This is a genomic window from Hydrogenophaga sp. RWCD_12 (genome assembly GCF_046604225.1).
Taxonomy (GTDB): Bacteria; Pseudomonadota; Gammaproteobacteria; order Burkholderiales; family Burkholderiaceae_C; genus Hydrogenophaga.
The window spans coordinates 215585-227599 of sequence record NZ_JBKIXC010000004.1 but is presented as its reverse complement, the minus strand read 5'-3'; the positions used below and the strand labels follow the sequence as shown (position 1 = coordinate 227599).

17 protein-coding genes are annotated in these 12015 nt (G+C 58.7%); 10 read left to right on the top strand and 7 right to left on the bottom strand.

Features of this window, described 5'->3' with window-relative positions:
• Positions 1-138: 138 nt before the first annotated feature.
• Positions 139-549, bottom strand: a complete 411-nt coding sequence (locus tag ACLIJ1_RS16520; protein ID WP_411366633.1) for a PaaI family thioesterase — start codon at positions 547-549, stop codon at positions 139-141.
• Between the two features lie 145 nt (positions 550-694).
• Here ACLIJ1_RS16520 and ACLIJ1_RS16515 point away from each other — a divergent pair, with 145 nt between their 5' ends.
• Positions 695-1681 (top strand): GlxA family transcriptional regulator, encoded by a 987-nt coding sequence (locus ACLIJ1_RS16515; protein ID WP_411366632.1) that lies wholly within the window; start codon positions 695-697, stop codon positions 1679-1681.
• Between the two features lie 15 nt (positions 1682-1696).
• Here ACLIJ1_RS16515 and ACLIJ1_RS16510 read toward each other — a convergent pair whose 3' ends face one another.
• The 3 genes from ACLIJ1_RS16510 to ACLIJ1_RS16500 form a co-directional block, all read right to left on the bottom strand.
• Positions 1697-2320, bottom strand: coding sequence for an FMN-binding negative transcriptional regulator (locus ACLIJ1_RS16510; RefSeq protein WP_411366631.1), 624 nt, complete (start codon positions 2318-2320; stop codon positions 1697-1699).
• 162 nt (positions 2321-2482) lie between these two features.
• On the bottom strand, positions 2483-3334 hold the full coding sequence (locus ACLIJ1_RS16505) for an alpha/beta fold hydrolase (RefSeq protein ID WP_411366630.1): 852 nt from the start codon (positions 3332-3334) through the stop codon (positions 2483-2485).
• A gap of 38 nt (positions 3335-3372) precedes the next feature.
• The gene (locus ACLIJ1_RS16500) at positions 3373-4203 is read right to left on the bottom strand and encodes a dienelactone hydrolase family protein (RefSeq protein WP_411366629.1); all 831 of its coding nucleotides are present in this window, start codon (positions 4201-4203) and stop codon (positions 3373-3375) included.
• A 291-nt stretch (positions 4204-4494) separates the two neighbouring features.
• Between ACLIJ1_RS16500 and ACLIJ1_RS16495 the strand changes: the two genes are divergently transcribed.
• Entirely contained in the window at positions 4495-5493 is a 999-nt protein-coding gene (locus ACLIJ1_RS16495) for a LysR substrate-binding domain-containing protein (RefSeq protein WP_411366628.1), read from the top strand.
• Between the two features lie 55 nt (positions 5494-5548).
• Here ACLIJ1_RS16495 and ACLIJ1_RS16490 read toward each other — a convergent pair whose 3' ends face one another.
• Positions 5549-6343, bottom strand: coding sequence for a phosphodiesterase (locus tag ACLIJ1_RS16490; RefSeq protein ID WP_411366627.1), 795 nt, complete (start codon positions 6341-6343; stop codon positions 5549-5551).
• Between the two features lie 103 nt (positions 6344-6446).
• Entirely contained in the window at positions 6447-7019 is a 573-nt protein-coding gene (locus ACLIJ1_RS16485; protein ID WP_411366626.1) for a YbhB/YbcL family Raf kinase inhibitor-like protein, read from the bottom strand.
• Between the two features lie 266 nt (positions 7020-7285).
• On the opposite strand from ACLIJ1_RS16485, the gene ACLIJ1_RS16480 reads away from it, so the two are divergent.
• From ACLIJ1_RS16480 to ACLIJ1_RS16445, 8 genes are all read left to right on the top strand, one after another.
• Positions 7286-7642, top strand: a complete 357-nt coding sequence (locus tag ACLIJ1_RS16480) for a nuclear transport factor 2 family protein (protein ID WP_411366625.1) — start codon at positions 7286-7288, stop codon at positions 7640-7642.
• Between the two features lie 155 nt (positions 7643-7797).
• Positions 7798-8127 carry a DHCW motif cupin fold protein gene (locus tag ACLIJ1_RS16475; protein WP_411366624.1) on the top strand — a complete coding sequence of 110 codons (330 nt, stop codon included), beginning with the start codon at positions 7798-7800 and terminating at the stop codon, positions 8125-8127.
• Between the two features lie 43 nt (positions 8128-8170).
• Positions 8171-8566, top strand: a complete 396-nt coding sequence (locus ACLIJ1_RS16470) for a VOC family protein (protein ID WP_411367025.1) — start codon at positions 8171-8173, stop codon at positions 8564-8566.
• 77 nt (positions 8567-8643) lie between these two features.
• Positions 8644-9201 carry a tautomerase family protein gene (locus tag ACLIJ1_RS16465; protein ID WP_411366623.1) on the top strand — a complete coding sequence of 186 codons (558 nt, stop codon included), beginning with the start codon at positions 8644-8646 and terminating at the stop codon, positions 9199-9201.
• Between the two features lie 4 nt (positions 9202-9205).
• Complete coding sequence (locus tag ACLIJ1_RS16460; RefSeq protein ID WP_411366622.1) at positions 9206-9640, top strand: acyl-CoA thioesterase; 435 nt, start codon at positions 9206-9208, stop codon at positions 9638-9640.
• Positions 9641-9732: 92 nt separating this feature from the next.
• Positions 9733-10929 carry a thiolase family protein gene (locus tag ACLIJ1_RS16455; protein WP_411366621.1) on the top strand — a complete coding sequence of 399 codons (1197 nt, stop codon included), beginning with the start codon at positions 9733-9735 and terminating at the stop codon, positions 10927-10929.
• 120 nt (positions 10930-11049) lie between these two features.
• Positions 11050-11361 (top strand): cupin domain-containing protein, encoded by a 312-nt coding sequence (locus ACLIJ1_RS16450; protein WP_411366620.1) that lies wholly within the window; start codon positions 11050-11052, stop codon positions 11359-11361.
• An 82-nt stretch (positions 11362-11443) separates the two neighbouring features.
• Complete coding sequence (locus tag ACLIJ1_RS16445; RefSeq protein ID WP_411366619.1) at positions 11444-11689, top strand: DUF2917 domain-containing protein; 246 nt, start codon at positions 11444-11446, stop codon at positions 11687-11689.
• A gap of 30 nt (positions 11690-11719) precedes the next feature.
• Here ACLIJ1_RS16445 and ACLIJ1_RS16440 read toward each other — a convergent pair whose 3' ends face one another.
• Entirely contained in the window at positions 11720-12004 is a 285-nt protein-coding gene (locus ACLIJ1_RS16440) for a putative quinol monooxygenase (RefSeq protein ID WP_411366618.1), read from the bottom strand.
• Between the last annotated feature and the right edge of the window lie 11 nt (positions 12005-12015).

Below are 12015 nucleotides of genomic sequence, written 5' to 3'. Positions count from 1 at the left end.
GCTGACTCGCGTTGACGGTATGTCAACATGACGAACACGCATTCGACGACAACGCTCTGTAACGAGACAATTTGCATGCCGCATGTGTTTGTCCGCTACATGATCAACGTGACCTTCTATTTGCTTCGATCCTGCCGCTCAGCGCGGCCAAAGGATCATCTGGGTACATCTGAATACGCAGATCCGTTTTCCGGATTCCTGATGGACCACCTCTGCGTCCCACACCTGCGTGTTTCGCCCAGCGTGTACGCACCGCGCGGCGCAAAGAACATTACCTTCCCGAGCGGTGCCTAGGTGGTTCGATTTGGTCTCGATCGTCGTGAAGCTCTCGGCGCCCGCGGGCAAGTTCGCGACGCATCCATACCCTGCCGTCGTGTCCGCCATGGCGACGAGGGTGCCTGCATGCAGATAGCCGTTTGGCGCCAGCAGGCTTCGGTTCAGAGTGAGCAGCGAGTCGATCTCCAGCTTTCGAATGTCAGTGATCACCAGGCCAAGGAGCCCGGGAAGATAGCCATCGCCAAGTTGATTGAAGTACGTCTCATCAAACACGGGTTGCTTCCGGGATCGGTTGAAAGAGAACACTGGCGCAGTGAGTCAACGAAGTGCGTGTTCGGTCACTGACCCATCGAGTATCGATCTGACCTCACAAGGAGAAAAAGAGTTGAACCCGACACCCACAAGGCAGTTTCAGCCAATGAACGATTTCACCGTACTGGTTCTCGAGGGCGCGTTTGCATCCAGCGTAGCGGCGACGGTCAACATCCTGAGTGCAGCCCGCAAGCTTGCTCCACGTCTTGGTGTCCCCGTTCCGAGCTGGCGCATGTCTTCAGTTCGCGGTGGAACCCTTGCACTTCAGGACGGCATGAGCGTTGACACAGAGCGGCTTGACGATCAGAACGGTGAGGATGGGTCGCTATGGATCGTCCCTGGCCTAGGCCTGGACAGCCCGAAAGCCATTCATCAGTTCTTTGCGCAGGCAGATACGAAGCGTGCCGTAGACGCAATACGGCTGCATGCTTCAGCGGGTGGGGGGGTTGCTGCGTCTTGCTCGGGCGTGTTCGTGCTCCAGGCTGCGGGACTGCTTTCCGGCAAGCGGGCAACCACGGCCTGGTGGCTCGCCAAGGAGCTTCAGAGACTTGTCCCTGACTGCAGAGTCGATGCGGATCGCATGGTGTGTGCCGATGGTCTTGTATTGACTGCCGGCGCAGCGTTTGCACAGACCGATTTGATGCTGCACCTGTTGCGTGCCTTGTCTGGCAACTCTTTGGCCGATGCTGTTTCTCGCGCACTCTTGATTGATGGACGGCAGGCTCAGGCGTCCTACATCGTGCCCGAGGTCTATGCCAACGGTGACGACCTGATAGGCCGCCTGGTGGCCCGCGTTGAGTCAGCCCTGCCGGATCCTCCTTCGGTAGGAGAACTTGCCCGGGAGTTTTGCATGTCTGAGCGCACGCTGGCCCGCTATGTGAAGCGTGCTACTGGAAGGAGCCCCATGGCGCTCCTGCAGAGTGTCCGGCAGCGCCGTGCGAGGACCTTGTTGGAGTCGAGTCGCATGACGGTCGAGCAGGTAGCCAGTGCAGTTGGGTATCAGGACGCGACAGCACTGCGCCGTCTGATGGTGCGTGTCGCGGGAGCCAGTCCAAGTCGATTTCGTCCCGGGTCGACTGTCGCCATCCCATAGCTTGCGGCAGGTTGGTTATGGTTTGATGAGGGATGCAATTGCCCGTGAACCGGGGGCCATGTCAAGCATCAAACTGCTCACAAGATTTGATCTGTCTGCTTCGGTGCGTTGTTGCGAGAGAAACTTCTTGCCCACCAGCTCCCTGATTTCGATTTCAAAACCGACGAGACGATGTGCCGTCTGGGTTAGAAAATCAGGTGATGCTTCGGCCATTGACCACGGTTGCGGGCGCTTGTCCTCTTGAGCGGCTGTTAGTCTGTTGAGATGTGCTGCCATCCATTCGGATCCCTCTACAAAGCGGAGCGTTCCGCGCGCTTGCACAGCAACGTAGTTCCAACTTGGCGCGTTGCGCCCCGTGGTTTGCCCACTGACGTACCAACGCGGAGAGATGTATGCGTTAGGGCTTTGGAAGATCACAGTGGCTTCGCATTTCTTGCAGCCCTCGGACCAGAGCGAGTGAGATCGAGCAACATGACCTGAAAGTGTCCCAAAGGGGCCGTTTGTGCATAGATCCAGCGGCAGCAGGTTGATCTCCAAGCCTCCCGCGCTGGCCACAACAGTGGTCGCAAGCGGATAGTCACGCATGTGCTGATGCAGCTCTTCAAGATCGGTGATCGCAAACAGTGGCTGAATGTGCATATGATTTCCGTAGGAACAACAACGGCGCCTCTGCAATCTGCATTCGAATGTCCGCCACTGGCTTTTGGGGCATGGTCGAATGCTTGCGAAGTCTGGACTACTGACTTCTTCTGCTTCTCACACCCATTCCTCAGCGGCAGCGGTACGCTCTAAGCCACTGAATCATCGATGGAGCTCATTCTGATGCAGACGTGATCCAGCGTTGATTTCGGTCGCCCTGAGGAATGTCACCACGCGTTGCACGACCATGGGTGACCGCAGTATTCGCCGATGGCCAAGGCGTGCCACCACTTCGAGAGTCGAACCCTGCCAAACCTGTGCCAGTTGAGCGCTCTCTGAGAATGGAATCTCCATGTCCTCGGCATCATGCAGGATAAGCGAGCGATGCTTTAGTCCCGGCAGCAGTTGTTCCAGGTCCATGGTTGCGAGCGGTTCACCGATCTGGTCCACCATATTGTCGAGGACCTGCTGTGTGCCCGACTCGTCGAGGCCTGCTGATACGCAACCTCGACGCAATACCCGTTCCATTGATGACGGGCCTGCCAAGTGAACGCTCGCGCGAACAGTGGCGCCGCGACTGAATGCGAAGAGGGCCGCGGCCGAGCCCACGGAGTGACCGATGATGGCGTGAGGCATGCCCAGCGACTCCACCGCGCTCAGCACGGCGCGGCCGAAATCGACGGCGTCCGTTGCCGATCCGTCTGACTCTCCGTGCCCCGGTGCGTCCAGTGCATAGACGCTGAATCCCGCTTGAATCAGTGGCGCTACAAAGCCGGCCATGTAGCCAGCATGGCTCTCCCAGCCATGGAGCAGAAGCACGGGTGGGCCCTTGCCCCAGGCCCAGACGGCCAGCCTGAGCCCTCGATGGATGACCTCAAGGCGCGTTGCGCCCGCAAGGGCAGCTTGGTTCTCTGGCGATGGCGGCACCCGTCGCGGATGGGTCAGGAAGTGAAAGACCTGGCTGGGTGATGGCCGCTTCGTCGTCACAGCGGACGTGGAAGATGAGTCGCTCAAGTGGATGCTCCTTGGGTTGCGCCGATGGGACAGGGGGGCTAGAGGAGGCGTTGCTTGAAGAAGCTCAGGATCTCGTCCCGCGCAGCAATGGTGGGTTGTCCCGCCTCGTCGATAAGGTGCGCAGTGACGACACTGTGTGGACTTGCAACCACCTTCTCGAAGAAGGGCGAAAGTCCCGTCTTGCGGGCTGCGGTGTCCGGAAGGATCCGAGCCACAAACCGGTCCCCCAGTGCAGCGGAATAGGCGGCAAAGCGCTCAGCCTTGCAGTAGCGGTCGCCCTCGAAACGGTAGGCCAGAACAGTCAGATCCTCACGCTGCAGACGCTCTCCAACCGCGGTCAGGTCATCCGGCCCGATCTCGAGCCCCCCCGGATCGTCAAAGGGCAGGGACGGCTGCGACAGCACGGGTGCCAACATCGATGGTTCCAGCATCATCGTGAGTGCAAAGTTGCCTGTGAAGCACATGCCTATGGCACCGACCCCAGGGCCAGCGCATTCGCCGTGTGCCATGCGAGCCAAGGCGCGCAGCCATTGCGTCACCGGGCTCGCCTGGTTAGGTCCCTTTTTGTTGGCAAAGGCTCTGAACTCTGCGCTGACGCAAGCTCGATGCATCACCTGCTCGCCTTCTTCCGCGGTGGCGACCATTCCGTCGCGGCCGAAGAGGGATGGCATGTAGACCGTAAATCCAGCATCGCGGACCCAGCGGCTGAAGCGCGCGACGTGTGGGCTGATGCCTGGCATCTCCGTCATGACAATCACAGCCGGTCCGCTGCCGGCAACATGCACGCGTTTGCTCAGTCCGTTGAGCGTGATTTCGCGGGCTTGGAAGTCCTCAAGTGGGTCGTGCTCGGCGAGGTTGCGGTTGGGCATGGATTGATCCAGGTAGTGAAAGATGGGCGCGCATCAGGCGGCTTCCCCGGGAGGTCTGGCCTTGCATATGTCCGAGTTCGATTTCAGCGCACGCATGGGCCGCGTGCCAGTGTCCGAATCGACGTGTCACGGGCGTTTTTTGACAGTCATCGAACTGCGATCAATGCTAGCGATTCGCGTCTCTACGAATAGAAGAAAACCAAGTGCGGGGAGCGACAACACAAGTGGCAAGGCCGCATTCGACTGCTATCCTGAGGCACTCATTCACCGTTGGTCACGTAAGGACTGTGCATGTCAGTTTCGATCGTCCGCCTGCCATCCCTGGATCTTGTGCGTGGGTTCGTGGCCGTAGGTCGCCGCATGAGCATCACCCTCGCGGCGCAGGATCTCTGCCTAACTCAATCGGCTGTTAGCCGACAGGTGCATGCACTCGAAGAGGTGCTTGGGGTCAAGCTCTTCGCGCGAGGCTACCGCTCGCTTCAGTTCACCGGTGAAGGTGAGCGGCTCTTCCGCATCGCTGACGTGTCGGTACAGCAGCTGCAGGACGTGATCGGTACGCTGGATACGCGCCAACAACGCCGGCCTGTCACGATCACTCTCAGCACCGGCGTGGCTGCGTTGTGGCTGCTTCCTCGCCTCAGCATGCTCCAGGATCAACATCGTGCGATCGACGTCCGCATTGCTGCGAGCAACAGGGTCCTGGATCTCAAGGCTGAGGGCATCGATTTGGCCGTTCGCTATTGCTCCGAGGCGTCCGCGCCGCCAGGTGCCGAGCGACTCTTTGGCGAGCACCTGCTCGCGGTCTGTCATCCTTCATTGACCGTCACCCAAAGAGAGTCGTCCGAAATCATTCGCAAAAATGTCTTGCTGGACTTCGACGAACCTCGGCGCCCTTGGATGCACTGGTCGCAGATGCTTGCGGCTGCGGGGCTGTCCTCCATACGACCGCGGGCAATCATGCGATTCAACCAGTATGAGCAGGTCATACAGGCGGCAGTGGCGGGGCAGGGCGTCGCAGTGGGGCGCGTGGCATTGATCGAGCCGATGTTGGCCGACGGACGGCTGGTGGCGTTGCCGCACTTCAAGGTCAATCACGAATTGGATCACGCCTACTGGCTCATTCGCTCCCCGTCAGAACCGCATCGAGACGTCGAAACGGTGGCTCTCTGGATCAAGCGTGAGTCAGAGCTGCTGTTGGGTGCAATGGAGACACGATTGGCTCCCTTGTCCGAGAACGAGATACCCAAGAAGGGTCCCGTGCCGAAGGCCAACCCACCGCGCAAGCGTTAGCTATGTTTGGGCGCACAGCCGCTGACTATCTGGTCCTGGCGAAGGGGACCTGTTGCTAGAAGAACGGGTAGGGTCCTGCGTCGTGATTTGTGTGCACAAGATGCGTGACCAAACGCTCACTCCTCGACCATCGGTGCAACAGATATGATCTCGGACCCGAATAGGACTGGGGTTGAGCGTTTTGCGCCATTTGAAGTGCAATCTCCGTTGTCGTACTTGGGCACGTGATGACCACGGTTCCGGCCCATCGTCTCACCATCGTCCTGTGGACATGTCCGCAAAGCACGGCCTCTATGTTGTCGAACCCGATCAGAAGATTCGCCAGCTTTCCTGAGTCCAGGAGTCTGTAGCGGTCAAGGTATGGAATTCCGCAGGTGAAGGGTGGGTGGTGCATCACCACCAGCGTTGGCTTCTCACGATTGGTCAACAGCGTGAGCTCCAGCCAGGACAGTGTCGATTCCTCTAACTCGCCATGATGCGAGCCGGCTTTGCAGGTATCCAATACAACGATGCGCAGATCGTGGTCATCGATGCAGTAGTTCATGGGACCCGCAGCAGGCAGGTAGTCATGCGAGCGGAAAGCGCGTCTGAGATTGGCCCGATCATCGTGATTGCCGGGCGCGATCAGGAACGGAATGGCCAGTCTCCCAAGCGCCTTGGCCGCTTCAAAGTATTCTTCCGGGCGACCTTCGTCCACAAGGTCCCCTGACACGATGACGAGGTCAGGGCGCCTGTCCAGGCTGTGCAGATGATCTACAGCACGGCTCAGTTGGGCATTCGAGTTGACAGCGCCACCGTAGAGCTGGTCCCCAGGCCGAACGTGCAAGTCTGAAAGCTGAGCAATCAGCATGCTTCAAGTGCGAGATTTGAGAGTCGGAACCAGAGACTGTTCATGAACTGCTCTCAATAGCCATCGGTGCTTGTTGGCAATCGCTGGCTCTCGACTTGCCAATCTATCGGGCAGGTCGCTCGAATGTGGCCACGATTCGCGCCGTGGCGAGGCTGTTGCTGTTGATCATGAACCCGATCATTGCCGCGCTGGCATCGACGGGCAGATCGATTTTTTCGACCTTCAGAGCGTGGACGGAGAACAGATAGCGGTGGGCGCGACTTCCTGGCGGCGGGCACGCTCCACCATATGCGTACGCACCAAAGTCATTGCGCCCCATCTTGGCGCCCTGCGGAAGGGCGGCGCCATCCAGCGCACCCGCCCCTTCGGCAATGGCGTTGTCCCCGCCCGGAATGTTGTAGACCAGCCAGTGCCACCATCCGCTGCCTGTCGGAGCGTCAGGGTCGTACATGGTGATGGCAAAGCTCTTGGTGCCGGCTGGTGCAGAGCTCCAACGCAAGACCGGCGACCGGTTGCTGCCAGTGCAACCAAAACCGTCAAAGACCTGTGCCACAGCAAGACGCTCGCCGTGACGAAGGTGCTCGCTGTGAAGTCGAAAGTCGCCGGCGGCGGCAAATACAGGTAGCCATGAGACGGCGACAGAGGCGATGGTGCGGATGGGTCGCGAAATGATCATGGGGGCTCCCGGGCGAAGGCGTGCGTTGAACGCGGACAATGCAGACCATTGAACGTGAGGTTTTGATCTCGCTCAAGTGACAAGCCAGACGCCCTTCGTGCCAATTCGGACAGCTACAGCTGGCTGCCAGACTTGGAGACATCGGGTCGATGTCCGAAACAGCTTCCAAAAATGCGGTTTTGGCCCTTGCCCATTGGTGACTCGTCGATTCGAATGAGCGCATGGCACTCCCCGCCGTGTGATCACCTGCAAGAGGTATCTGAACCGTGAGTCCCGAACTGGCTGCCCGCTTTACGAGTGAATGGCTTGAAGCGTGGAACGCCCACGACATTGATCGAATACTCAGTCACTACAGCGACGAGTTCGAGATGTCTTCGCCAGTGATTGCCCTCCTTACGGGAATATCAGAGGGCTGCATCAAGGGAAAGCAGGATGTGCGCCGGTATTGGGTCAAGGCACTTGCCAAGTACCCCAGTCTTGCCTTCGTTCATGTTTGCACCTTGATCGGCGTTGACAGCCTGGTCATTCACTACGTTGGCGCGGCCAACCGGAGAGTGGCCGAGGTGTTTCACTTCAATCGCGAGGGACTGGTCTCCCGCTCACATGCCTACTACGAGGTCTGATGCGTCAATCACTCGGAGTCGGGCACTACGGTGATCAGGGTGCTTTGTACCCTGCGTCTGAGTCAGTATCCGTCTTGAATCAGTGTCCATTGTGTTGAAGTTGTATCGATCGCCTTGATCGTCTTTTCGGACCAAACAACTCTGTTAGGCAAGTCATGAACATGCAAGACATACCTTTTGGCACGACGGACTGGACGACAGTGCCTTGCACGGAGCACAAGGGCACAACCGGTACCGCCATTTGGCGCACCGCGAACTTCGGGAACATCCGGGTGCGCCTCATTGAGTATTCAAGGGGCTACGAGGCGGACCATTGGTGCACGAAGGGTCACATCTTGCTGTGCTTGGACGGAGAACTTGAAACCGAACTGGAGGACGGCCGAAAGTACTTGCTGAAGCCTGGCATGAGCTACCAGGTTGCCGACGGTGCTGAACCCCATCGATCGCGCACGGTGACAGGCGCAAGGCTCTTCGTTGTCGACTGAACGTCGTCAACAGAAACCTCAAGCTCGGAAAGGTCCGTTGAACGTGTTCTCGCACATATTTGTTGGCGTAAAGGACTTTGACCGGGCCTTGGCCTTTTACAAGCCGGTGATGGAGGCACTTGGTGCGCCGCTTCGATTCGTGGATGCGAGTCGCCCTTGGGCCGGTTGGCAGTCTCAGCCAAAACCGAGGCCGCTGTTCATCATCGGCGCGCCATATGACAAACAGGAGCACGACGCCGGGAACGGTCAGATGGTTGCGTTCCTGGCCAAAGATCGTCAAACCGTCGCAGAAGTTCATCGCCTGACACTTGCCCTTGGCGCTGTGTCTGAGGGGGCTCCTGGTCTGCGCCCGGAGTATCACGCGAACTACTTTGGTGCCTACGTCAGAGACCCCGAAGGCAACAAGCTGTGTTTTGCCTGTCACGAAGCTCATCCTTGAGGTCGAGGCCTCGATATCGGCCGATCGAGCGAGCAGGATGGATAGGGCGCCTGTGTCAGGTCAGATAGGAGCCTCGCTTGTCGCAAGTCGCCCAACTTGTGTCCTGTGGCGCACTGTTGAAGATCGCGCAGCGCTGGCTCAATGGTGCTGTATCGATGAACGGACACAGCCTCATGCCCAACATTCTCATCAAAGTGCCGAAGGGTGCGTTTCCACCTCAAACCCGGGCCAGGCTTCTCCGCCGCGTGACAGAGGCAGCTGCAACTGCTGAGCAAATTCCAGATAGGCCAGAGGCACGATTCACCTCATGGGTGTGTCTGGAAGAACTTGAGACAGGGATGTTTGTCTGCGCTGGCTCGGACATGACACACCAGGTTCTCCCGTGCATTGTCATTGTGTATGTGCCCAGTGGCGTGCTTGACGAAAAGTCCAGAGCGCTTTACCACCGACTGATCCATTCAGCGCTTGAAGAGTCGTTGCCATTCAGCGAACAGCGGCAACTGGCCACATCCGTCATTCTTCATGACGTTCCAGATGGAGCGTGGGGCGGAAACGGGGTCACGCTTCGACTTGTCGATCTGGCCAAGATGGCAGGCTATGCCCATCTTCAGCATCTGTCTGCCAAGAGCACTTGAAGCGATGAACGCTGAATCGCGATCGATGCTGCCCTTCAAGTCGCGCCGAACAGTTGCTTTTGGCGATTGCGACCCTGGGGGTGCCATCTACACACCTAGGGCATGTCACTTTGTCGTCGAGTCCATTCTCGACTTTCAGTCCTGGATATTGGGAGCACCGGCAGCTCGGACGATCTTTGAGATGGGCATCTTGCCGCCGGCGAAGGCCATCAGCGTGGAGTTTGCGTCGCCTCTCGCCTGGGACGACGTCATCGAACTTGAAGTCACTTGCAGCGCGGTCGGAGAGACCTCCTTCAGCTGTGACGTTGCAGCGCGGCGGCTTGGTGGTGAGCTTGCCTTTCGAGCCCGCCTCACGCAGGTCTGTGTTTCGCCAGAAAGCAAGCGTCCCGTTGCCATCCCGTTGGTCCTGCGCGCCGCCCTTGAGAGATCAATTGTCTGAGCATTCTTCCACCGCCCACAGGCCTCGCCAATAGCAAGAAATTGAACCTACCAACGCGGTATGCGCGCACCAACATTTGATCAGGAGCATTTATGTCTGAGCACCGAGGTGACGATGTTGTCATCTGTTCTGCGGTTCGCACGCCGATTGGCAAGTTCATGGGCGCGCTGTCCAGCGTGACTTCGCCGGTTCTTGGAGGCGTGGCGATCAGGGCTGCCGTTGAGCGGTCTGGTACCAATCCCGACGAGATCGATGAAGTCTTGATGGGGTGCGTACTGAGTGCGAATCTGGGGCAGGCGCCGGCTCGACAAGCCGCTATCGCTGCAGGACTTCAGGTTTCCACACCAGCGACGACGGTGAACAAGGTCTGCGGCAGCGGCTTGAAGTCCGTCATGCTGGCTGCAGATGGGCTGCGCCTAGACGGTTCGAGACTGGTGGTGGCGGGTGGCATGGAGAGCATGTCAGGTGCGCCCTATCTGGTGCCCAATGCGCGGGGAGGATACAAGGTGGGACATGCCGCCTTTGTCGACCACTTGATGAGGGACGGTCTGGAGGACGCCTACGAACGTGGTCGTTCTATGGGTACCTTCGGCGAAGACACCGCGACTGCCTACGGCTTCACCCGTGATGAGCAGGATGTCTATGCGTTGGAGACGGTCAGGCGGGCTCAGGACGCAATCGCCAACGGGCGATTTTCCGAGGAGACCATAGCTGTAAATGTCGGGTCGGGTGCGAAGGCTTCTGAAGTTCTGGTCGACGAAATTCCCGGGAAGATCAGTCCGGAGAAGATTCCAGGCCTTCGCCCAGCGTTTCGTGCCGATGGGACCATCACGGCAGCCAGTTCAAGTGCCAACAGTGACGGCGCTGCTGCGCTGGTACTGAGCACGCGGGACCACGCCGACCGTTTGGGTATGCCGATCCTGGCCAAAGTGGTAGCACATGCCACCCATGCCCGGGCGCCGGCGGAGTTCACGCTGGCGCCGATTGATGCTGTTCAGAAAACGCTGGAAAAAGCGAATTGGAAGGAATCGGACGTGGATCTGTTCGAGATCAACGAGGCGTTCGCGGTGGTTGTGATGGCCGCAATGAGGGATTTGAAACTGAGCCACGATCGCGTCAACGTCAACGGTGGTGCCTGTGCCCTGGGTCATCCCATTGGCGCTTCCGGAGCACGCGTCTTGGTGACGCTGCTGCATGCCCTTCGCGGCCGTGGACTCAAGCGAGGCGTTGCGACCCTCTGTATCGGTGGTGGCGAGGCTGTGGCTATGTCCATCGAACTGCAGGCATAGGGCTGGAGCCGTCAAGGTTTAGCCACAGACACCCACTCGTGAACCTGTGGAGGCCCTCACAGAGGCTTTCAGCGAGTTGGTCGACTGGCGGTCGTCGCTCTGGAAAAGGACATTTTGAATATGAATGAGCCCATCGACACCCACGCGATCAGCGTCGACCACAAGGAGTCCTGGTACGCGCAAGAGCTGGTTGAGATGTCTGGCGTACATCTTCGATTTCGAGTCATGCGCGACACGTCGGCGGAGTTTCACAGGCATGTTGAAGGACCAGAGTGTTTCTTCGTCGTGTCCGGAACGGTGCAGCTTGACACCGAACATGGGTGCGTGGCTCTTCAGCCTGGCCAATTCTTCAAGGTCGATACGTCCGTATCTCACAGGACCCGGGTGAAGGGGGAGGCGACGCTGCTCGTGGTTGACCAGATCTTGTCATGACGTACTGGAATGGGAATCGATCTGTGAACCGCCTGCCATTCACTGCAGTGACTCGTATCCGCTGCGACAAGTCTTTCGAGGAGTGGTTGACGTGAACATCTGCGGCGAGAGGTTCCATGTACAAGTTCTTCATCGGGAACTGATCCGGGTCGCGTTCCGGCGCTACCTTGACATCCAATGCTTGGAAGGTGTGTTCTGGATCACGCAAGACGGCAGCCGCGCTGACATCGTCATCAAGGCCGGTCAGACTGCAGCTCTGAGGTGCCCGGGCGCGGCAGCAATGCAGGCTCTGGCGTCGGGTCGCCTGTGTTTGGTGGAGCGGGAGTGAAGAATCCAGTCTGGGCGATGACCGCGACAGTCATTGCAGGATGCCCTGATCCAGGAGGTGCAGGTAGTTGAACTCCGGAGCCTCGACTCCGGCCTGACGTCGAATCTCTACCAGCCTCGGTGACTCAAAGAAGGCCTTGGCCTTGGAGATCGAAGTCCACCTTGAAAAGTGGATGATCCTGTTGGCGTCGTTTTCGTCGCGCAGCACGAAGTACTCCCGCTCACCGGCTTCCTTGCGGATGGTTGCAGCGTCGTCGAAGATTTTTTTCCAGGCTGCATAGTCCTTGACAGCATGGATGATGAGTACGTGGTCCATTCGATCTTTAG